At 56.3% G+C, this 20,309-nt stretch carries 19 protein-coding genes; 9 read left to right on the top strand and 10 right to left on the bottom strand.

The window, feature by feature from the left end; genetic code table 11:
• The first annotated feature begins 23 nt into the window (after positions 1-23).
• The 3 genes from ACQK2Q_RS09015 (at position 24) to ACQK2Q_RS09005 (ending at position 3,279) form a co-directional block, all read left to right on the top strand.
• Positions 24-2,030 carry a TonB-dependent receptor gene (locus ACQK2Q_RS09015; RefSeq protein ID WP_425409412.1) on the top strand — a complete coding sequence of 669 codons (2,007 nt, stop codon included), beginning with the start codon at positions 24-26 and terminating at the stop codon, positions 2,028-2,030.
• Positions 2,031-2,098: 68 nt separating this feature from the next.
• A complete protein-coding gene (locus ACQK2Q_RS09010; RefSeq protein ID WP_425409411.1) occupies positions 2,099-3,007 on the top strand; it encodes an alpha/beta hydrolase in 909 nt (302 codons plus the stop codon).
• Positions 3,004-3,279, top strand: a complete 276-nt coding sequence (locus tag ACQK2Q_RS09005) for a hypothetical protein (protein WP_425409410.1) — start codon at positions 3,004-3,006, stop codon at positions 3,277-3,279. Before ACQK2Q_RS09010 ends, ACQK2Q_RS09005 begins: the two co-directional genes overlap by 4 nt.
• On the opposite strand, the gene ACQK2Q_RS09000 is transcribed toward ACQK2Q_RS09005, so the two are convergent.
• The 3 genes from ACQK2Q_RS09000 to ACQK2Q_RS08990 form a co-directional block, all read right to left on the bottom strand.
• Positions 3,276-4,967: a serine hydrolase domain-containing protein gene (locus ACQK2Q_RS09000; protein ID WP_425409409.1), complete on the bottom strand. Its 1,692-nt coding sequence runs from the start codon at positions 4,965-4,967 to the stop codon at positions 3,276-3,278. The two genes, ACQK2Q_RS09005 and ACQK2Q_RS09000, sit on opposite strands and share 4 nt — an antisense overlap.
• A 154-nt stretch (positions 4,968-5,121) precedes the next feature.
• Entirely contained in the window at positions 5,122-5,484 is a 363-nt protein-coding gene (locus tag ACQK2Q_RS08995; protein WP_425409408.1) for a glycine zipper domain-containing protein, read from the bottom strand.
• Between the two features lie 162 nt (positions 5,485-5,646).
• A complete protein-coding gene (locus tag ACQK2Q_RS08990; protein ID WP_425409407.1) occupies positions 5,647-6,015 on the bottom strand; it encodes a hypothetical protein in 369 nt (122 codons plus the stop codon).
• Positions 6,016-6,243: 228 nt separating this feature from the next.
• Between ACQK2Q_RS08990 and ACQK2Q_RS08985 the strand changes: the two genes are divergently transcribed.
• Positions 6,244-7,281 carry an NADP-dependent oxidoreductase gene (locus tag ACQK2Q_RS08985; RefSeq protein WP_425409406.1) on the top strand — a complete coding sequence of 346 codons (1,038 nt, stop codon included), beginning with the start codon at positions 6,244-6,246 and terminating at the stop codon, positions 7,279-7,281.
• On the opposite strand, the gene ACQK2Q_RS08980 is transcribed toward ACQK2Q_RS08985, so the two are convergent.
• Entirely contained in the window at positions 7,276-8,421 is a 1,146-nt protein-coding gene (locus tag ACQK2Q_RS08980; RefSeq protein WP_425409405.1) for an NAD(P)/FAD-dependent oxidoreductase, read from the bottom strand. The genes ACQK2Q_RS08985 and ACQK2Q_RS08980 overlap by 6 nt on opposite strands.
• Positions 8,422-8,566: 145 nt before the next feature.
• Here ACQK2Q_RS08980 and ACQK2Q_RS08975 point away from each other — a divergent pair, with 145 nt between their 5' ends.
• The 5 genes from ACQK2Q_RS08975 (at position 8,567) to ACQK2Q_RS08955 (ending at position 12,356) form a co-directional block, all read left to right on the top strand.
• Complete coding sequence (locus tag ACQK2Q_RS08975; protein WP_425409404.1) at positions 8,567-9,058, top strand: CC0125/CC1285 family lipoprotein; 492 nt, start codon at positions 8,567-8,569, stop codon at positions 9,056-9,058.
• Between the two features lie 4 nt (positions 9,059-9,062).
• Positions 9,063-9,596, top strand: coding sequence for a cupin domain-containing protein (locus tag ACQK2Q_RS08970; protein ID WP_425409403.1), 534 nt, complete (start codon positions 9,063-9,065; stop codon positions 9,594-9,596).
• A gap of 117 nt (positions 9,597-9,713) precedes the next feature.
• Positions 9,714-10,301 carry a methyltransferase family protein gene (locus ACQK2Q_RS08965; protein ID WP_425409402.1) on the top strand — a complete coding sequence of 196 codons (588 nt, stop codon included), beginning with the start codon at positions 9,714-9,716 and terminating at the stop codon, positions 10,299-10,301.
• Positions 10,302-10,310: 9 nt separating this feature from the next.
• Positions 10,311-10,730 carry a PaaI family thioesterase gene (locus ACQK2Q_RS08960; protein WP_425409401.1) on the top strand — a complete coding sequence of 140 codons (420 nt, stop codon included), beginning with the start codon at positions 10,311-10,313 and terminating at the stop codon, positions 10,728-10,730.
• Between the two features lie 9 nt (positions 10,731-10,739).
• A complete protein-coding gene (locus ACQK2Q_RS08955) occupies positions 10,740-12,356 on the top strand; it encodes a class I adenylate-forming enzyme family protein (RefSeq protein WP_425409400.1) in 1,617 nt (538 codons plus the stop codon).
• Between the two features lie 3 nt (positions 12,357-12,359).
• Here ACQK2Q_RS08955 and rsmA read toward each other — a convergent pair whose 3' ends face one another.
• The 6 genes from rsmA to ACQK2Q_RS08925 all read right to left on the bottom strand — a co-directional run bounded on the left by rsmA (position 12,360) and on the right by ACQK2Q_RS08925 (position 20,198).
• The gene (gene rsmA, locus ACQK2Q_RS08950; RefSeq protein WP_425409399.1) at positions 12,360-13,187 is read right to left on the bottom strand and encodes a 16S rRNA (adenine(1518)-N(6)/adenine(1519)-N(6))-dimethyltransferase RsmA; all 828 of its coding nucleotides are present in this window, start codon (positions 13,185-13,187) and stop codon (positions 12,360-12,362) included.
• Complete coding sequence (gene pdxA, locus ACQK2Q_RS08945; RefSeq protein WP_425409398.1) at positions 13,184-14,185, bottom strand: 4-hydroxythreonine-4-phosphate dehydrogenase PdxA; 1,002 nt, start codon at positions 14,183-14,185, stop codon at positions 13,184-13,186. The genes rsmA and pdxA overlap by 4 nt, the downstream gene beginning before the upstream one ends.
• A 5-nt stretch (positions 14,186-14,190) precedes the next feature.
• Positions 14,191-15,510: a peptidylprolyl isomerase gene (locus ACQK2Q_RS08940; RefSeq protein ID WP_425409397.1), complete on the bottom strand. Its 1,320-nt coding sequence runs from the start codon at positions 15,508-15,510 to the stop codon at positions 14,191-14,193.
• Positions 15,511-15,588: 78 nt separating this feature from the next.
• Positions 15,589-17,919, bottom strand: coding sequence for an LPS-assembly protein LptD (locus ACQK2Q_RS08935; RefSeq protein ID WP_425409396.1), 2,331 nt, complete (start codon positions 17,917-17,919; stop codon positions 15,589-15,591).
• A gap of 96 nt (positions 17,920-18,015) precedes the next feature.
• Positions 18,016-19,110 (bottom strand): LPS export ABC transporter permease LptG, encoded by a 1,095-nt coding sequence (gene lptG, locus ACQK2Q_RS08930; protein ID WP_425409395.1) that lies wholly within the window; start codon positions 19,108-19,110, stop codon positions 18,016-18,018.
• Positions 19,110-20,198, bottom strand: coding sequence for an LptF/LptG family permease (locus tag ACQK2Q_RS08925; RefSeq protein ID WP_425409394.1), 1,089 nt, complete (start codon positions 20,196-20,198; stop codon positions 19,110-19,112). Before ACQK2Q_RS08925 ends, lptG begins: the two co-directional genes overlap by 1 nt.
• Positions 20,199-20,309 lie beyond the last annotated feature (111 nt).

Below are 20,309 nucleotides of genomic sequence, written 5' to 3'. Positions count from 1 at the left end.
GCCGTCGCTAAGTGAGTTTTACATTGAAAAGCGTTTGCATTGTAGCAGTTATTGGCTTGATTTCAGGCCCGTCGGCATACGCCGCCGATTCGATTGTCGTTAGCGCTGAGCGGCGTGCGCAAAACCTGAACGATGTCCCGAAAAGCATAAGCGTTATTAACAGGGATGAGCTCATCTCTATCGATGCCGATCACATAGCGGAAGCGCTGGCGCGGGCGCCCGGCGTGAACTTGCACCGCGGTTCAGGCGCAGAACATTTAACCGCCATACGCTCACCGGTATTGACCGGCGGCGCCGGGGCAGGCTCTTTCCTTTTTCTGGAGAACGGAACACCGATCCGCTCTGCTGGTTTCGCCAACATTAACGGCCTGTTTGACGCGCATTTCGAAATTGCCGACCGCATTGAAGTTATTCGCGGTCCTTCCGGCGCCCTATACGGCGCAAACGCTATTCACGGGGTCGTCAATGTCATAACGCCCTTGCCGGCGGAAGAGCTCAGTCTTTTCGCAGAAGCGTTTGGAGACACGCAGGATCGATATAAATGGAAAGCGTCGCTTTCCGATACGCTTGAAAAAAACGGCTTCTTTGCAGCGGCCTCGGTTGTTTCGGAAGCCGGCTATCGGGAAGACGCGGGACTGGATCAGCAAAAAGCGACCCTGCGGCATGTTTATTCCGGCGAGAATTTTACAACAGATACGATATTTTCGTTTGATAATCTGGAACAGGAAACGGCCGGTTTTATTTTTGGCGAGGCAGCCCTGAATGATCGCGTGCTGCGCAGAAAGAATGAATTCCCGCAGGCGCGGCGCGACGCCAAGGCGGCGAGGCTTCAGACCACGATTTCAACACGCGCGGGTGAAAACGGGACGTTCCGGATCACGCCCTATGCCCGCTGGAACCAGATGGCGTTCGTCCAGCATTTTTTGCCCGGTAACGCGCTTGAGGAAAACAGCCACTGGAGCATTGGCGCTCAGTCCGCATACTATTATGAAACGGGGCGATTTTCACTGATCACGGGCATTGATGCTGAGTATACGGAAGGGTCGTTGCGGGAATTTCAGGAAGAACCCACAGTCTTTTCTTTCACGCAAGGGCTGCATTATGACTATGACGTCAAGGCGTTGAACGCTTCCGGTTTCGTGCAAGGCGAATATGCACTGGGAGAACGCACGACCGCGACAGCGGCGTTGCGCATTGACGGCACGATTTACGACTATGAAAACAATACGGCCAGCGGCGTTGATGGGCGATTTTTTCGCCCGGCGGATCAACAGGACCGGTTTGTTACGGCGTCGCCAAAAGTCTCGCTACGTCACGATTTGACTGAGGAGACGACAATTTTTGCTAGCTACGCGCGCGGGGCGCGGCCGCCGCAAACGACAGACTTGTATCGCCTGCAAAGCAACCAGATTTCAAACCCGGCGCAGCCCGAGACGATTGACGCGTTCGAGCTTGGCGCCCGCGCATCATTCTATGACCGCGTCACAGTCGACCTTGCGGGTTTCTGGATGCAAAAAGACAATTTCTTTTTTCGCGACGCTGACGGATTCAATGTGCCGGACGGTAAAACGCGTCATATCGGCGTGGAAGCCGATCTGACGATCAGCCTGCATGAAACGCTGACGCTCGACAGCGCCATTTCTTACGCCGTTCATACCTATCGGTTTAACCGGGTGACAGGAAACGCCGCGGAAACCATTACGCGCGGCGATGATGTGGATACGGCGCCGCGCATTATGGCGAACACCCGGCTAACCTGGCGGCCGATTGACCGGTTACAGTTCAATGCGGAATGGGTGTCGATGGGTTCTTACTTTACCGACGCCGCCAATGATAACGAATATAACGGTCACGACTTATTTCATTTGCGTGCGGAAGCGGATTTGACCGAAAATCTTTCGATCTTCGGGTCGATTCGAAATCTCACAAATACGCTCTACGCTGAACGTGCGGATTTTGCGTTCGGGCAGGACCGCTACTTCCCGGGTGAAGAACGCACATACGGATTTGGGCTGCGCTATCGGCCATAGGCGCCTTTTTGGCTTTTCACAAAATCATAAAACCACTAGCGTTCCCACAATTTAGCGGAGGCCGCCTTATGATCAGTTTGCGTGCGCGAATGTTTAACTGGTACATGAAATCAATTTTCAAATCGAAACCAATTCATTTGCTGGACCCAAAAACGCTGCGCGACGGCGCCGAGGCCGTTGCGCCGGATGATCCGCCAAAAGATATAAAACTGGAAAAAGTCGCCGGGTTTGTAAAAGGCGAATGGCATAGCCCCGCACAACACGCCCCGGAAAGGACCATATATTATCTGCATGGCGGCGGTTACGTATTCGGTTCGCCGAAATCTCACCGCGCGGCGACGTTTGCGCTGGCGCGAGAAGCGGCGGCGCGTGTATTCTCGCTGGACTATCGCATGGCGCCGGAGCATCTTTTCCCCGCCGCCGTCAACGACGCGGTCGCGGGTTATCAATGGCTGCTTGAAAACGGCGTTGAACCAAGACGACTGGTCATTGGCGGTGATTCCGCGGGCGGGGGGCTTGCGCTCGCCCTGCTGTTATCGATCAGGGAGCACGGACTCCCCATGCCGGCCGGCGCTTTTCTCTATTCTCCGTGGACCGATTTAACAGGATCGGGCGCATCAATACTGGAGAACGAATCCAGCGATGCAATGTTCAAGTCTGTTTATATTACCGCCGGGGCCGGGCGTTATCTCGGGGACGCAGACCCTAACAGCCCGCTTGCATCGCCGCTGTTCGGAAATTTTGCAGAGTCGCCGCCAATATTGATATTTGCGAGTAACGCCGAAGTTCTACGGGACGATTCCATCCGGCTATACGAACGGTTGCAAGAAGCCGGCGTTTCAGTTGACCTGATCCTGAAAGACGGCTTGATTCATGTATGGCCGATTTTCGCAGGACGCTTTCCCGAAGCGTTAGAGGACATACGGCGCACGGCGGAATTTATCCGGACACTGACGCCGCATGGAGAATCAATATGAACGCCGCTATGGCGAAACTCGTTATCGCCGTCATTCTTGATATTGTTGATTTCACGCTTGGGCGAATACCGGGATTCGAAATTGTCGTGGATATTGCGTTAGGCGTTGCGGCTGTCGCCATGTGGGGTTGGCCGGGACTGTTCGCCTTCTGGGAACTTGCGGACCCGACGGGGCAGATCGACGGTTTTGCGCCGACCATGACGTTGATCGCCCTGAGCCAGATGGGAAAGGGCAAGTGGACAAACGATCACCCCGAGGGGCGTCAACTTTAGCTGAAGCGTCTCAAGTAAGGCACGCCGGAAATCAGCAAGCGTTCCGTTTTGCCGTTAATGAGACCGTCGAAACGCACCCAGTCAGGCCACCACTCATGTTCGCTGGCGCGCCAGTCGCCATTGTCAAGTTGCGTCAGCGTACTGACGTAGTTCGCATTCTTCATGACGAGCTTGTCGCCGCGCGCGAAAATCCGGATCGGCAGCGCCCAGCGGTCGTCGCGATCATAACGCCCTTCTAGCGCGCGCAATTCAGGCTCAGGCGGCGGCATGTAGCCTGTTGCCGGATCGGTAAGATATTCGACACCGCCGGCCCAGGCGCGGATCGGCTTGTCGTTTTCAAACTCAAACTGTAATCCGGTAATGTGAAATTTTTCATCCTCACAGGCGAAGTGCTCGTCGCCAATCATTTGCATTTTCGTTGTTGTTTCCTGGCGCTGCAGTTTTAACTGATCGCCGTCAGAAATAATGTCGAATCTATCTCCCTGTTGAGACGTGAATGTGCTGTTATAGCGGGCGGGCTGATTCACGATTGGCCGCGTTGGCGCCGGTGCCGGCGCCGGGGCCGGCGCATTATCCTGTGCGGCCTGCAAAAGCTGACAGGCGTGCAGCGTTACATCGCGCGGCCGGTAATTTGTGGCGTAATGAACATTTGCGGATGCGAACGCGGCGACGCCGGCCTCGCGATCAAGATGCAATGACGATGAAAATGAAACCATGCCGCCTGTATGATGCAAATAGGCGCGGTCATCGGCTGTAATCTGGGCGACGCCGTTGCCGTATTTTGCATCGCTCGCCCAGCCGGGCGCATCCGCCGGGTCCGCCAGAAAGCGCGCAGCCGCCTCATCGGAAAATACAGGGCCGCCTTTGCCTTTTGACACGCCGATCAGAAATTTCAGAAACAAAGCCATGTCCGACGCTGTCGCGCCGACGCAACCGGACGCGCCGTCATAATCCACCCAGGGCGCTTCGCGCCGCTCACCCGGCCGCATCGCCGGGCGGTCGAGGAGGGCGGGCTGGTATCCTTGTGCGTAACGATTGCGGTCGACGGCGCGCAATGCACCGATGGAATTATTCATGCCCAGCGGGCGCAACACGCGCGCTTCTACCGCTTCGGGAAATAAACGCCCATCGGCTTTCGCCACGATCATGCCGGCGAGCTTATAGCCGAGATTGCAATACGCCCAGTGCGCGCCGGGTTCAGAACCGGTCCACAATCCGCCGTCGAGAATAATCGGCGCGCCGCGCGGCAAACCGGAAGTATGATCGAGAAGGTGTTTGACGGTAATTGTCTCGCCGCCGCGCACGGACAATTCAGGCAACAGATCCGACAGGCGCGTGTCAGGCGATAGTTTCCCTTCATCAATCAGCGACCATGCGGCGAGCGCCGTCATCATCTTTGTAATAGATCCGACTTGAAAAAGGTGGTCAGGTCCAACTGCGATGTTTCGATCGATATCGGCCAGGCCTGACATTACAAAACCTGAAAATCCCGAATCATCGACGACGCTAACCGTCATGCCCGGCAGTCCCCAATCGGTGCGGTGTTGATCAACATATCCGGCGAGCGCGGATAGCGCTTTTGTGTGCTTTTTTTCTCCGCCTTTGGCTGTGACTGTCGCGCTCGCCGAAGCGGAAACGCCCGTAAATATAGCGCCGCCGCCCAGCACTGTCCGCCGATTGATCTGCATGTCGCTCCCCGTCGAATTGAAACCCTGCCCAGTGTGAGCCAAGCTTCGCCGGCCGGCAAGTGCGTGCAGACTCTGTTGTAAATCAGAAAAAACGCGCCCCGCTCGGACAGTGTCCGAAGCGGGGCGAATCAGTCATCGTTATTGTCGTGAGCCGTTATGGACGGCCGCGGCCGTATGAACGGAATTCTCCGTTCTCCCACCAAGTGTCGCCATATTGCGGGTCCGTATAATAGTAACGGTTGGCGCGCCGGTCATAGCGGCGATCGTCATGGTTGCGTGCGCGGCCCCAACATTCGTTGGAGCGCTCGCATCCGACAATCGCGCCGCCGACGGCGCCGATTGCAGCGCCATATGCGGCGCCTCTGCCTGGCCTGCCGGCGATGACTTCGCCTGCGACGGCGCCGGCTGCGGCGCCTGCGGCGGAGCCATACAGAGCGTTGCGTTCAGCCGTGCCCGATTGCGTGCACGCGCCAACTAACATCAGACTGCTGATTGCGGTTGGAACAAGAAATTTCATGGGCGTCTCCTTTGATAGTAAATACCGCCCCTAAAAGGGCCCTGTGTTAATCAACACCGCCGTATTAAGGTTGTTCCGCAAGGTTACGAAACAGACATTCCGACAAGAAACCGCCTGCCCGAATATTCGGACAGGCGGCTGATTTTGCAATTGAATTTGTGGCTAGTAGCGGCGTCGGCGGGGCGGCGTGCGGCCATAATCACGGAATGAGCCGTCGTCCCAGTAGGTGTCGCCATATTGCGGATCTTCATAATAATATCGTCCGGAATAGCGGTCATAGCGCCTGTGTCCGTGATCTCGGGCGCGGCCCCAGCAGGTGCCGGCGCGCGAACAGCCCTCATAAGCGCCGACAGCTGCGCCGATTAGCGCGCCATAGGCTGCGCCGCGTCCAGGGCGTCCGGCGAAGATCTCGCCTGCGACGGCGCCGCCGGCGGCGCCCAATGCGGCGCCGGTGAAGGCGCCTTCGCCTGTGGACTGGCAACCCGTTGCGGCGAGCAGCATTGCGCCAGACGCTAAAATCAAATTCTTCATATCCAAGCTCCTTCGCATGGGGGATTTGCGATAAATTTCGTCCGGTACTCAACCACATGCGGTCCCTGCCGCCTTGTTGAAGCCAACTTGCCGGTGTCCCAAGGCGAGAATGAGGCGGACAGAAGGCTGAATTGCGCCGACTGCATCACGCTCTTGCGAGTAAGACGTTATCCCCTAGGGTGGACCGGCAACCGCGCCGCGGTGAACGCCGGAAAAAGGAGAATCGCCATGAGCGCCCAGCAAGCCAAGGCCGTCTATCTGAAAGAATATCCGAAAGGCATGCCGGCGACGGAAAACTTTGATGTGCGCCAAACCGATATACCTTCGCCTGGCAAAGGCGAAATGCTGTGCCGCACAGTCTGGATGTCGGTTGATCCTTATATGCGCGGGCGCATGCGGCCCGATGTGAAAAGCTATATCCCGCCTTTCTCGCTTGACGCGCCGCTGGAAGGGGGGGCTGTTTCTGAAGTCGTTGAGTCCAACATAGACGGATTTTCGCCCGGCGATTACGTCGTCGATTTCTCCGGGGGCTGGAAAAATTACTACGTTTCAAACGGAGAGCGCACGCAAAAGGTTGACCCAAATCTTGCGCCATTGTCAGCCTATCTTGGCGTGCTGGGCATGCCTGGCCTTACCGCCTGGGCTGGCGTCACCCAGATCCTGAAACCAAAAGAAGGAGAAACGCTTTTTGTGTCCGGCGCCGCCGGCGCTGTCGGGTCTGTCGTTTGCCAGTTGGGAAAGATCAAAGGCTGCCGGGTGATCGGCTCTGCCGGGTCCAAGGAAAAATGCGATTGGCTCGAGAAGGAAGCGGGCGTTGACGTTGCGCTGAATTACAAGGACTACAAGAACGCTGGCGAACTGACGAAAGCGCTCGCGGAGGCTGCGCCGAAAGGCGTTAATTGTTATTTTGAAAATGTCGGCGGCATGCATCTGGAAGCCGCCTTGAACTGTATCGCGCTTGGCGGACGCATCGCGCTGTGCGGCATGATCTCGGTTTACAATAATAATGAACCGGAGCCCGGCCCGCCAAACCTGATCAATCTCGTTGGACGAGGCGTGATGGCGCGGGGTTTCATTGTTTCAGAATATATGGACAAGGCGATGGAATTCGCAATGGAAGTGGCGCCTTTGCTGTCGCAGGGAAAAATAAAATTTCAGGAGTCCGTATACGAAGGGATCGACAAGGCGCCGGAAGCTTTCATTGGTCTTTTCAAAGGTGAAAACAAGGGCAAGGCGGTTATCCGCGTGGGGCCTGATCGGTTATAGGGCATAGTTTTTACATTCTGACGGCGTTTGTGGGAAACGTCCCCTCGCTGTCCGCCTTTTTTCAAAATATATCCGTTTGGCCAGCGCGCGCATTGGCGGCGTGAAGAGCGTCGCGTTTAATAGCGCGTTAGGCGGCGCCGCCGACCACAGCCGGCGCATCCATGTTTTAACGCCAAAGCGCGGATAGTCGCGTGCCATGACAAGGCCGGGGTCCGGCCCGTCGTCTAGCAGATAATTTGCAATGGCGCCGCCGGCGCGCCGTCCATACTGAAAGGCGAGGCGAATGCCGCCAGCTGTCAGCGGCGAGACGAGGCCCGCCGCATCCCCCGTCAGCAGCACGCGATATCCTGAAAGCGGCGAGACGAGACCGCCGCACGGAATCGGGCCCGACCGTTTGCGGAGAACCTCGCAATTCCAGAAAGCAAAACGCGTATCGATATGATTGAGAAAGGCCTGGTAATCGGGCTTTCGCGTCTCGCCGAATAATCCGTTTGATACGGCGAGCCCCACTTGCGTCATGCCGACGCCGGGCACGACCCAGCCGAGATAACCCGGCGCAAGTTGCGTGTCGATAAAACAGTGGAGATAGTCGGGGTCGACGCTCGGCGTTTCTTCATATTCTGTTTCAAGACCGATCATGAATTCAGTATTGCGCCCAAGGTTGAATGCTTTCGCGACGCTCGATTTCGCGCCGTCGGCGCCCAGCATATAGCGCGTGGAGATACCAAGCCCGTGCAGCGAGATGTATGTTTCATGCCGCGTCGCACCAGTGAAACGCGCGCCAAAAAGCATATGCGCGCCTGCGCGGGACGCTTCATGCGCAAGCCATCGCATGATCGCGGCCGTGTCGGTCGCCAGAAAATAATAACCTGGCGCTGTTAAATCCGTGTGCTTGCCATTGGGCGCATAAAGCCTGACGCCGGGTATTTTCCGGGTGAGGGCGGCGGGAACATCGCACTCATCAACTGCTTCTTTCACCAGAACGCCGGTTGTGCGTACGCGCGCGCCGGGCTCGTTCTTTGCGTCGATGACGGCGACTTTAAGCCCGCGATGGGCGGCGGTTCTGGCCGCAACCAGACCGGCAAAGCTCGCGCCGATGATGGCGAGATCATAATCTGCAGTTGCGTGTTGTTGATCCATCCAGTTTCTCTCCGGTGACTGAAACCGTATTGACCGGAAAATACGGCTGTCGCCGGGCGAGATTAGGGAGAATTGGCGAACGCGCCGGTTTTTGCGCCGACAGGCGGCAAGTGCTAGGATAGCAGTGAATTTTGGAGGCGCGCCCATGAACAAGTTACTGATGATCTTTATTGCTATGTCGCTTGGCGCCTGTGCAACGGTTGGCCCTTCCGCTTATGGTCCCGCTGACAAAGACGGTTTCGGTTATGAAGAGACCCGTATCGAATCCGATCGTTATCGGATCACTTACGCAGGCTCTGGCGATATGCCGCCTGAACTGGTCGAAGACTATGCGCTGTTGCGTGCTTCGGAATTAGCGCTGGCAAACGGCTATGACTGGTTCCGCATTGTCGGACGCGACGTTGCGGGAGAGCAGCGCGGCGGCGTCGGCGTGGGCGCCGGGTTCGGCACCGGCTCTTACGGACGGCGCAGCAGTGTGGGCGTCGGCGTCGGCGGAGATCTTGGCACCATCGGCGGACGGAATTATTTCACGGTGCGGATGGAAGTTCTTCTTGGCCGCGGGGCGCCGCCGGATGACGGGCAGTATTATGACGCCCGCGAAATTCAAGGAACCATCGGCGCCAGAGCGGGCGGCTAAGTCAATGGATTGGCAATCCTTAAGGCGCATTGTTACGGAAAATGACGCCGAGGGACGCTCGCGTATACTGATCGATGGCGAAGCCGCAAAACTGATTGCGGTTGAAGAGGCCGGGTTGGCGGAGATTTGGGCCGCGGACATTGACGGCGGCGGTCTTCTCGATGCGACCGATCAACTCGCCGATAAGGATCTGAAATTGGAGCCGGAATCCGGTTCGGTCAAAGTGCGCTGGTTTACCGTTGCGCCGGATGACAAGTCCAAATCAAAGGAAGAACTTGAAAGTGCTGCGGCTTTCGCCTTCGGCGCCGTCGGGGCGAGCCATTGCCGGGTCGATACGGCGCGTCACCCGATGATGCACAAGACCGCGTCGCTTGACGTTATTATTCTCGTCAAAGGCGAGGTCGATTTGCTGCTTGATGATGATCAGAGAGCGCTAAAACCGGGCGATGTCGTTATCCAGCGTGCGACCAATCACGCCTGGGTCAATAAAACTAATGAAACAGCCTTGCTGGTCGCCGTATTAATTCATACGAATTGAGTGACGTTGCGATCCTATAACGTTCACCTGATATAACATTAGTCCTTATACAGAAAATTTATTGTTTTGCCGCCTTGTTATTGATAATTGTGCACCGGCAGTATTATCAGGTGCGGGATGGATCAGGAAACATTACGGTTCGCCGTGGCGGGCGTGGTCATCCTGTTGATGCTCTGGATGATTGGCTTTGGGCTGCTTTTGAAAGCGCGGGGCATAGAGGCCAACGCCATTGCTGAAGCTGGGGCGAACTACCGGCAGAAATTGTTGATCTTCGGGGCCGGCATACTCGATTTCTATTTGATCTTGCGCGCGCCTTTCCCGCAGATGGACAAAATTGTTGCAGCGCAATCTTCGCCGGCGCCGTTATTGGCGCTCGCGTTACTGGGCGTTGGCGGCGCCATCATCATTTTCAGCCAGTCCGGCATGGGCGAGTCCTGGCGTGTCGGCGTGCCTCATCAGAAAAATCATGTGGATAAGCTTGTCGTGAAAGGCCTGCATCAATTTTCGCGAAATCCGGTTTATCTGGGTATTATGGTTTTTCTGACTGGCGCGTTGGCGGCGGCGCCGGGGCCGTTCACGCTATTCGCCGTCTTAATCAGCTTTCTCGGATTGACAATCATCATTCGCCAGGAGGAACATTATCTAGAAGAACGGTTTGCCGAGCAGTACCGTACATACAAAAAGCGCGTGCGGCGCTGGATTTAAGGGCGGAAGATGACGGACGACAATCTTGCCGATGCGTTCAATGAGAATAACGCGCCATTTGCAAAAATGATGGGCGTAAACATGACCTTTGTTTCAAAGGAAAGAATTGAGGGTGAACTCGCCGTCACGAAAGATCACTGTACAATTCCGGATATACTGCACGGCGGCGCAATTATGGCGTTTGCGGATAATATGGGCGGGATCGGCGCGTTCCTGAACATGCCGTCCGGCGCCTCAACCGCAACAATTGAAAGCAAAACTAATTTTTTGCGCGCTATTCCTCTTGGCCAGACGGCGCGAGCGGTGACGACCTCGGTCAATATCGGGCGTACGCTTCAGGTCTGGAAAACTGAAATCTTCCGCGAAGACGGTAAACCTGCAGCCATTGTCATCCAAACCCAGATTATAAAACTGACTTCAGAAAAATGAGCGAAGCCCGTGTATAAAGTTACACTCGAAGAATCATATTTTCCGGCGCAGGGTGTGGCGCCGCCTGCGATGACGCTTGGTGATTTATTGCGTCGTTCTGCGGAGCGCTATGGCGATGCTCCGGCGATTATAGAATTGACCTTTGCAGGCGAGCATGCGCGAAAATGGTCTTACCGGGAATTCTATACAGTCTGCGAAAAACTTGCACGGGCGCTCGCGCTTCGTCACGCGCAAGGCGCGCGCATCGCAGTCTGGGCGCCAAACTGTCCGGAATGGATTATGCTCGAATATGCAAGCGCCATGGCCGGGCTGACGCTGGTGACCGTCAATCCCTCCTATCAGGCGCGTGAATTAAAGTACGTGCTCGAACAGTCCCGGGCTGAAGCTATCTATTATGTCGCCGAGTTTCGCGGCAATCCCATGCAAAAAATCGCCGATGAAGTCTGTGACGGCATATCCGCTATTGCACACCGGGTTTTGTTGACAGACCATAAGGCGTTGTTTGCGGGAGAAAGCGAGGCGGCGGCGCTGCCGCAGGTTGAACCCCATCATGAAACGCAAATTCAATATACGTCAGGCACGACGGGGTTTCCCAAAGGCGCCCTGTTGCACCATCACGGACTGGTGCAGAACGCGATGGATACGATGGAGCGCGGCGGCGTAAAACCTGGCGATTCTTTCATTCACCACATGCCGCTGTTTCATACGACAGGCTGCGCTATTCTTGCTGTTGGAGGAATAGGTCTCGGCGCAACCATGCTGCTGGCGCCAATTTTCGATCCGCCGATGATTGCGCGCGTTATCGAACGCGACCGGCCGCGATTCTTGCTGGGCGTGCCGACCATGATTGTGGCGCTTCTCGATGAGGTGCAAAAAAACGGGGGCGACGTTTCGTCGATTGAACGAATGATGTCAGGCGGCGCGATGGTGGCGCCGGAGTTGATTCGCAAGGCGGAAAAAGTCTTCGGTTCAGTTATCCAGATCATCTATGGCCAGACGGAATCGTCGCCGGTGATTACGCAAGCCTGGAAGGACGACAGTCTGAAAGATTTGACGCAAACCATTGGCCAGCCGCTGCCGCATGTGGAAGTTTCGATACGCGACCCTTCCACGAATATGGTGACGCCTTGCGGCGCTCAAGGCGAGATTTGCACGCGCGGTTATCTTGTCATGACCGGCTACAATGACAATCCGGAGGCAACCAGGGCCGCTATTGATGATGAGGGTTGGCTGCATACGGGCGACCTCGGGCGGATGGACGAGCGCGGCTATGTGACGATTACAGGGCGGGTGAAAGAGATGATCATTCGCGGCGGTGAGAATCTTTTCCCTGCAGAAATCGAAAACGCCATTCTTGAACACTCAGCACTGGCGGAAGCCGCGGTCGTCGGCGTGCCGGACGAGAAATGGGGCGAGCAGGTTGCGTGTTTTATGCGCGCCCGCGGCGATGCGCGTCCCGATGCTGCTTCTCTAAAAACGTTTATACGTGAACGATTGTCGCCGCAGAAGACGCCGGTTTTCTGGATTTATGTCGATGAATGGCCGCTGACAGGCTCCGGCAAGATCCGCAAATTTAAACTCGCCGAAGCGTTCGCACGCGGAGAATTTGACGTGCTGACGGCTTGAATGTCAGCGCTGCAGCGTGCGCGCGAGCGTTTTAAACTGTTCGACAGTGAGTTCTTCGGCGCGCTGCGTTTCCAAAACGCCTGATGCTTCGAGCCGATCGTTTAGCGTCTCGCCGAAAAGCGATTTGAGGGAAGAACGCAGCATTTTTCGGCGCTGTGAGAACGCGGCCTGGGTTACTTTCTCAAGGGCTTCGATTTGGGCGAAGGGTTCTTTTGCGGGATGAAATATAACAACGCTTGAAGCGACTTTCGGCGGCGGTGTAAATGCGCGTGCGGGCAGGTTGAAAGCGCGCGCAGGAATAGAAAGCGCTTGCGCGATAACAGAAAGACGCCCGTATGTTTTCCCGCCGGGCGCCGCGAGTATCCGGTCCGCGACTTCTTTTTGAAACATCAACGCCATAACCGACCAAAGCGCTGGTCCGGCTTTAAGCCACTTCAAGAGAAGTTCCGTTGAAATATTGTAGGGCAGGTTGGCGACGATTTTCACCGGAAGCTTCTCCGCAAGGAGTATTCTTTCATTTGCGCTCAAGGCGTCGCCTTCATGAATGTGAAGCTTGCCGTCAAACGCCGTTTGCACTTCCGACAGCGCGTCAACGCAACGCCCGTCCCGCTCAATCGCGAATACCGCCGCGCCGGTTTCTAGCAGAGCGCGTGTGAGGCCGCCGGGGCCGGGACCGATTTCAAGAACAAAGTCTCTCTCGCAAACGTCCGCGGCCCGCGCGATCTTTCGCGTCATATTCAAATCCAAGAGGAAGTGCTGCCCAAGCGATTTCCTTGCGCCTAATTCATAGCGCTCGATAACTTCGCGCAGCGGCGGAAGCGGTTCGTTCACAAGGCGGTCCGTTTTGACGCCATAAGGGCGCCGAGACGTATTGCGGCGATGAGACTATCCGCGCGCGCCGTTCCTTTCCCGGCGATATCAAGCGCTGTCCCGTGATCCGGAGACGTGCGCACAATCGGCAGACCGAGCGTTACGTTTACGGCGTCGTGGAAGGCGAGCGTCTTTGCGGGGATGAGCGCTTGGTCATGCAGCATGCATATCGCGGCGTCGTAACGCGCGCGCGCCTCCTGATGGAACATGGTGTCGGCCGGCAACGGTCCGGCGACATGAAATCCTCTATTTTTCAGGGCCTGAATCGCCGGCGCGATGATGTCTTTGTCCTCTTTGCCAAGCGCGCCGTCTTCGCCTGCATGGGGATTAAAACCGGACACCGCTAAGCGGGGTTCCTTGAACCCAAAATCGTGGGTCAGCGCTTCAGCAACAATAGTGCAGGTTTTCTCAACAAGGGCGGCGTTGAGCGAGGCCGATGCGTCTGTGACCGATTGGTGAATGGTGACGGGAACGGTTTTCAGTTGCGGGGCCGCGATCATCATGACCGGACCCCGAGTGCGGTTAGCCGGCATTGCTCTGTCGCCCGTCAGATCCGCGAGATACTCAGTATGACCTGGAAATTCAAATCCGCTTTTGATCAGCGATGACTTCTGAATAGGGTTCGTGACGACGCCTGCGGCTGCGCCATCGAGACAATAAGAAACGGCCGTTTTAATACTTTCAATAACGGCCGCGGCGTTTTGCGAATCCGCCAGACCGGGCGTGGCGCGGACAGATGATTTAAGTGGTAAAACGGGAATGGCGTCGCGAAAAGCGGACGTGGCTTCCCGGGGGGCGCTAATAATTTCTATTTCGCAATCGAGCGCAGCGAACAGGGACGGGTCCGCAAGGGCGAAAAAAGCCAATGGGGCGTCGCGCAGCGCAGCCCAGGCCTTGACGGTAATCTCCGGTCCAACGCCTCCCGGTTCGCCCATTGTCAGCGCAAGCGGCGCCGCCATTTTAATTATCCATTTGGTTGCTGAAGTGCGAGGTTTTCCTCACGAATATCGACCATGGAATCGCGTTCAAGATCGCGCAGATATTGTTGACCTATGCGCGAGAGTTGACGCCCGTAAATCCTGTTTTCGATCGCGTCGCGTGAAGGCAGACCCAGGCCCTCATCCTTGTCGCAGACATAGACGGAATGATAGGCGCCGTCGGCCTTGATGACCGCGCTTTGATCGGTGCGGTTCAGATCTTCCACGAACGGCCTGAAACGGTCGTCGATTTGATCGAGCGTTACATTTTCCAGAAAACTGTATCCAACGCCTTTGCCGAGATCGATCCGCAAAGCGCCGCCGGAACATATCTCTGCGGTCTGAATTTTTTCGAGCGCGGCTCGCGCCGGCACATCGCCAAGGGATTCGGAAGCGGCGGCGTATGCGAGTGTAAAGCTTGGCTCGCCGGGTTCCGCGGCCTCGCGTTTGTCTCTGACGGCGAGGATCATAAATGCGCCCTCGGAGGGTATGGGATTAGTCACCGAACCGACCGCCAACTCGCGAACGGCGTTGTCCAGTTCTACAGGCAATTCGCCTGCGCGCACCCAACCGAGATCGCCGCCGACAGCGGCCGTCGTGCAGGCGGAAAACTGCTGCGCCACCACCGCGAAAGGCACGCCTCTTCGCATCTGATCGATGAGTTGCAGCGAGCCTTCATAATATTGTTGCGCTTCTGAAGGATTGCCTACCGGAATACATATCTCAGACAGCAGGAATTGCTCTTTGCTGGCGTCCTCACGCATACGGTCGAGGGTGCGTTCGATTTCATCGTCGCTGACGCGCACGCGATCCTGATATCGGCCCTGCACCAGTTGCGGCCATCCGATTTGCGACCTGACCTGCTCTCTCAGCGACTTCATGGAAACGCCCGCCTGCTCAAGGAACTGCTGTAACTGTTCCGCGGTCAAATTCGACTGTCCGGCCATGATCGCCAGTTCTTCGGAAATTTCCTTATCCGTCACCTCAAGTTCAAATTTCGCCGTTTCCTGCAGTTTTAATTTTTCCTCGACGAGGTCGCGCAAAGCCTGCGCCTGCAATTGCGGCAGGGCGTCGGGCGGAACCTGGCCGCCGCTGGAAATGAGCATCAAGCGCATGCGCTGGCGCACGTCGAAAGTTGTCACCACGCTATCGTTGACAACGGCGGCGACCGCATTCGCCGGAACGCCGGATCTTGCGATAACTTCGTCGCTCGTCGGTTGCTGACCCTGATCAGGTGATTGCGCGAAAGCCGGACCCAGAATCGCAAAAATGCTACAAGCTACTGTAGTTAAAGAAAAAAATCGCATTTCGCTGTCTTCGTCCTTTATTTTGGGCCCCGCAGCCAACGGGGCGAAAATAGTCTGAATTAGCGCCGGTGCAAGCGCTCAATCGACCAGTGATTTCAAAGTGAAAGTTAGCAAAACCGCATTGTCCGGCTCAAGATTGGCGCTGCGCGTGCGGTCCCGGCGGTATGTCACGCCAAATGTCGAGCATTCATCTTCATACCCGACGGTAAAATCCTGACGGATTGTCCGGTCGCTTTCAAGGTCGAGCCGCCATGCGCCGCCGACCGTCCAGTGGTCTGTAACCTGAACCGTACCGCGCGCGGTTAATTCTTCCCGCCGGCGCAAATTGTTCGCGACGTTTTCTTCGTTCAGCCGAACATAGCTCAAATTGGCCCGGAAACGCTTGGAACGGAAATACGCCATGGATTCCGCGCGCTGGATATCGCCTGATTTATTTTCAATGCGAAAGCGATTTTCGACGCCGACGACATTTTTATAACGCAAGTTCAACGTGCCGACGATGTCGGAAGATTCTTCACCAAGGCCGGATGACGCCTGGAACGCATTTGTGTCCTGCGCCCGGAACTGCTGTCCGACGGCGCCTTCAACGGTGACCCCGATCGGTAAAATGGCGGACGCTGAAACGCCGATGTTAATGCGCTGCCCGTCTTCGAATGCGTCATAACCTGTCGCTTTGTTGTAGTCGAACAAGCCGGCGTAATCGAATTCAATACTTTGCGAATCTTCGTTGATAATGTCCGAGGAATTGCGGCTCGACGGGCTGGCCACAAGCTGCACGCGCGGCTCCAGAAATAGGCGCGCGCCGCCCAGTTCCCGGGTTAATGGGTAGGACCATTCGACGCCGACGCTTGGCGCAAAACGCGCGACGACATCGGTGGTGTCTGTGGTGGAATAGCCGGCGAAATCGACGGCGCAAGGAGCGCTCGCGTCGAAACAGGTTTCCGTGCCAAGGTCGAGATCCTGATAGGCGAACAAGTCTCCCCGAAGTTCTGCGAAAACGTTAAATCTGTGACCGCTCCTGGTAATGGCGTCACGGTTCCATGAAACCGCAGTTGTCAACCGCTGACTATCAATTCCCTCCACGCGATAAAGTGAGGCGAGATTGGCCGTTACCGACGTCGAACCGCCGGCGAATTTCGGTCTGAAATCGTGTTTAAAATCAATCAACGGCAAGACGTATGGCGTCGTATTCGAGTCGTCGATGCGCCCGAGACCCTGTGCGGCGATTTCCGCCGCTGATTGCTCCGTTCGCAGCCCCTGAAATAAATATGTGTCTATCGCCAGGCGTGTGCGGGCTCTTTGCCATTCCAGGCGCGCATTACTGCGCAATTGACGTGTTTGACCGCGATCAAGCTCCTGGCGAAGGTCGCCGCGGCGTTCAATATCATATTGCCGCAGATATTCCTTGTCGGAGACGCGTTCAAAATCGTAACTGGCGCGCCAGTTGACGCCAAAATCGCGATAGCCGCGGCCGAATATATGCCAACGCACGCCCGGCGTGCTTTCCGGCGTTATTGTATTGGGCTGCGGCGCGGGCTCGGGCTCATTTGGCGAATCTATCACGCCGCCGGAAAGAACGTGGTAGCCCTGCGTTCCGCGCCGTCTCCATTCGCCCTGCCACAAAACGCCGTCAGCCGCCGTATATTTTGGAAAAAATGTCGCGTCCTGATGATTTGAGATCGCAAGATAATAGGGCAGCTCGATGTTGAAACCCAGACGGCTGGAGGCGCCGATATTCGGCGGCAGAAAACCGGATTGGCGTTCAACCGACGGGTCAGGCGTCTGGAGATAAGGCGCATATAATATCGGTACGCCCTTAATCTCCAGAAAGGCATGGTGAAACCTTAAAACCTTGCGTTCCTCATCACGGGTGACGCGCAGGGATTTGATCCGCCATGTCGGCGTTTTTCCTTCGCCCTCATCGTTGCAGACATTGCATGATGTGTAGACAGCCCGGCTTAGTCGCGTTCTGGCGCCTTGCTCGCGGATGACGCTGTCCGCGGCCAGGCGGGCGTTGTCTTCCAGGAGCGCGCTGAAGTTTTCGGCGATGCCGTCGCGCAAATCACCGGACAGTTCAACACGGCCCGCAAAAGCGGTTTCAAGATTGGCGTCTGTGATCGAAACATTGCCTTCAGCGATGACGATATCGGTGTCAGGATTATAGATCAGCTTGTCGGCGCGCAGGTAGCGATCGCCAAAATAGGCGCGTACGTCGCCTTCAGCGAAGATCGGGCCGTTTTCTTCGTCTCTGTAAACGCTGTCGGCTTCAAAAAGAACGCGGCCGGCTTCGTCCGGAACGCTTTCGCCTTCAGCTTGAAAGGCCGCCGCCGGCGCACCCAGCACAGCGCTGGCGCCTGCCAGAATCGTAGACGCTAAAAGACGCGCTATTTGGCGGTTTCCGGTCGTCACTGAAAGAGGGCCCCTGCGGCGCGAATCACTAAAACAGTCAATCATTAGAGTTATATGAGGGCCCGGAATAGGTCCAGCGATCTCGTTTGTATTTGTCTAGCCGTCTTCAAGATGCAGCAATGTCGTAACCGCCGCCAGACTGGCGAGAATCGCCGGCGTCCACGCCGCAAGCGCTGGCGGAACCATTCCGGATTCGCCAAGGGCGGTGGATATTTCCGAGACGATGTAGAGAATAAACCCGGCAAGGATCGAGAACAGCACCAGTTGAATGGCGCCGCCGGCCCTGGCGGGGCGCATGGAAAAAGCCGCGGCGATCAGCACCATCGCCAGAAGTTTCAGCGGCGTAGAGCACAAATCGTGAAAACGGATATTATACCTTATGGTCGGCAGGCCGGCGGCTTCCGCCAGCAGGATAAATTCCGGCAGCCGCCAGATCGACATGGTTTCGGGCGGCGCCACACGTTCTCGAAGATTAACAGCGCTCAACGGCGTTTCCACTGCGAAAATCGGCGTGTAGCGCGCGCCTTGTGAAACCGGTGAGCGAAGCCGCGCATCATGAAGCTCTAGCGTTTTTCCCGACAAAAACGCTTCGTCCGCATCGATGCGTTCTTCGAAAGCGTTGTTTGTGTCAAACCGCCAGATCGTAACGCGCTCAAGCGCTGAACGTTGTTCATCGAAATTTTCAGCATTGATGATAAGTTTTTTGTTGGCGTCCTGCTGTCGCAACCAGATACCGTCGCCAAATACCTGTACGAGATTTCGGTCCAGCCCTTGCTCGCGATTTTTCAGGGACTCCGCTTGCGCGCGCAAGTTGGCGGAAAGCGGATCGATGATTGTGATAAGCACAAGTCCGGCCACGGCGGCGATGAGCGCCGCCGGTCCGATTAACCGCCAGACGGACAGTCCGGCGGATCGCATCACTGAAATTTCCGAGCGTCTGTTCAGTTCATGAAACATCCAGATGGAGCCGAAGAGAAAAACAAAAGGCGTCAGCATTTGCGTCAGGGAAGGAGTGCGCAACAACGTCAGGCTGGCCGCAAGTCCAAAACTTCCTTCGGCGAACTTGCCGGCGAAGCGTAAATTTTCAATCAGGTCCACCAGCAGAATGAGACAGGCAAATACGGCGAACAATCCGCCAAGGGCCAGCAATGTGCGCGAGGCGATATAGTTAAAAAGCGTGGCCGGAGGCATCAGGCCGCCCCTTTCAGTACAGATCGCGGCGCAAGCCGCGGCCCGTACAGCAAAAAGCCAACCACGAGAATTGCGGCGAGCGGCAATGCGTATTGTATCCACATGACGCCGCTTGATCCCGCCGCGCCTTGCGTAAGAAATCCTGCGACGCGCAAGGCGAAAACCAGCGCTGCTGCAGCGGCGACCCTGAGAAAATAGCTGCGGCGCGTATAGGCGCCGCCAATTAAAGTATAAAGCGCGATGAGTGCGTAAGCCAATGCGTATAGCGGCGCCGCCAGCCGCGCGTGGCCTTCAGCAATCAGTTTATCAGCATAGGCGCGGTCATATGGCTTTGACATATCCGGATTGAGCAGTTCCCCAAGATAGCGTTCGGTCATTTCCAGTTGCAACTCGCCGGGACCGTCGCCGAAGGCGGACAAATTCACGGCCCAGTCTTCAAAGCGGATGATGTCGATTTTGCCCGAGTAACTTGCTTCTCGCTGGATGTTGCCGTTTTTTAACAACAGCATCACGCCGGCGTCGGTGTCCGTTAAAATTGCGCGCTGCGCCATATAGGTTTCGCGGTTTTTCCTGTCGCGATAATCATTAATCAGCAAGCCGACATATTGTCCTTCGCCGCGCGTATCCTCGACATAAACTGTAAGCCCGTTGGAGACGCTGACGAACTCGCCGCTGCGAATGAGCGAGTTGGCGAAGTCCGCCCGGATTTCCGCCACCGTCGTTTTCAAAATCCGATATGTCCGGGGCATCAGGTCAATATTGACGTATAAAGTCGCGATCCCTGCCGCCAGCGTGATGATCAGCAGCGGCCGTGAGATACGCCAACGGCTCACGCCCGCCGCAAACATGACGGCGATTTCACTGTCGGAATGAAGGCGATAAAGCGCGTAAATAATCGCCCCGAAAAGCGCGAAAGGGATGATGATCGCCAGAAGGCTCGGAATGATCATCAGGCTGAGATAGAGAAACACCCATAATCCCTGACCGTATTCCACGATAATCTCGACCCGTTGCAGGCTCTGAGTCATCCAGACGATGGCTGTCGTGACCAGAAGGATCAGGACAAGCGGCGTCGCGCATTGGCGCAACAGGTACTTATCGAGGCTATTGGCGAAAATTTGGCGGCTCTTTCCTGTTATCCCTGATAGTTTCCGGCGCGGGCGCCCTTGAAACCGGCTCCGGCCTAGCACAAACATCAC

The sequence above is a fragment of the Hyphococcus sp. genome, assembly GCF_965228385.1.
GTDB lineage: Bacteria > Pseudomonadota > Alphaproteobacteria > Caulobacterales > Parvularculaceae > Hyphococcus.
The sequence above is the reverse complement of the archived record's forward strand: the minus strand, read 5'-3'. Positions and strand labels throughout refer to the sequence as shown.

What these genes read in the sequence shown, in the direction of transcription:
- ACQK2Q_RS09010 (WP_425409411.1), top strand. Translation starts at nt 2,099, where the DNA reads ATGATCAGTTTGCGTGCGCGAATGTTTAACTGGTACATGAAATCAATT.
- ACQK2Q_RS09005 (WP_425409410.1), top strand. Translation starts at nt 3,004, where the DNA reads ATGAACGCCGCTATGGCGAAACTCGTTATCGCCGTCATTCTTGATATT.
- ACQK2Q_RS09000 (WP_425409409.1), bottom strand. Translation starts at nt 4,967, where the DNA reads ATGCAGATCAATCGGCGGACAGTGCTGGGCGGCGGCGCTATATTTACG.
- ACQK2Q_RS08995 (WP_425409408.1), bottom strand. Translation starts at nt 5,484, where the DNA reads ATGAAATTTCTTGTTCCAACCGCAATCAGCAGTCTGATGTTAGTTGGC.
- ACQK2Q_RS08990 (WP_425409407.1), bottom strand. Translation starts at nt 6,015, where the DNA reads ATGAAGAATTTGATTTTAGCGTCTGGCGCAATGCTGCTCGCCGCAACG.
- ACQK2Q_RS08985 (WP_425409406.1), top strand. Translation starts at nt 6,244, where the DNA reads ATGAGCGCCCAGCAAGCCAAGGCCGTCTATCTGAAAGAATATCCGAAA.
- ACQK2Q_RS08980 (WP_425409405.1), bottom strand. Translation starts at nt 8,421, where the DNA reads ATGGATCAACAACACGCAACTGCAGATTATGATCTCGCCATCATCGGC.
- ACQK2Q_RS08975 (WP_425409404.1), top strand. Translation starts at nt 8,567, where the DNA reads ATGAACAAGTTACTGATGATCTTTATTGCTATGTCGCTTGGCGCCTGT.
- ACQK2Q_RS08970 (WP_425409403.1), top strand. Translation starts at nt 9,063, where the DNA reads ATGGATTGGCAATCCTTAAGGCGCATTGTTACGGAAAATGACGCCGAG.
- ACQK2Q_RS08965 (WP_425409402.1), top strand. Translation starts at nt 9,714, where the DNA reads ATGGATCAGGAAACATTACGGTTCGCCGTGGCGGGCGTGGTCATCCTG.
- ACQK2Q_RS08960 (WP_425409401.1), top strand. Translation starts at nt 10,311, where the DNA reads ATGACGGACGACAATCTTGCCGATGCGTTCAATGAGAATAACGCGCCA.
- pdxA (WP_425409398.1), bottom strand. Translation starts at nt 14,185, where the DNA reads ATGGCGGCGCCGCTTGCGCTGACAATGGGCGAACCGGGAGGCGTTGGA.
- ACQK2Q_RS08940 (WP_425409397.1), bottom strand. Translation starts at nt 15,510, where the DNA reads ATGCGATTTTTTTCTTTAACTACAGTAGCTTGTAGCATTTTTGCGATT.
- lptG (WP_425409395.1), bottom strand. Translation starts at nt 19,110, where the DNA reads ATGCCTCCGGCCACGCTTTTTAACTATATCGCCTCGCGCACATTGCTG.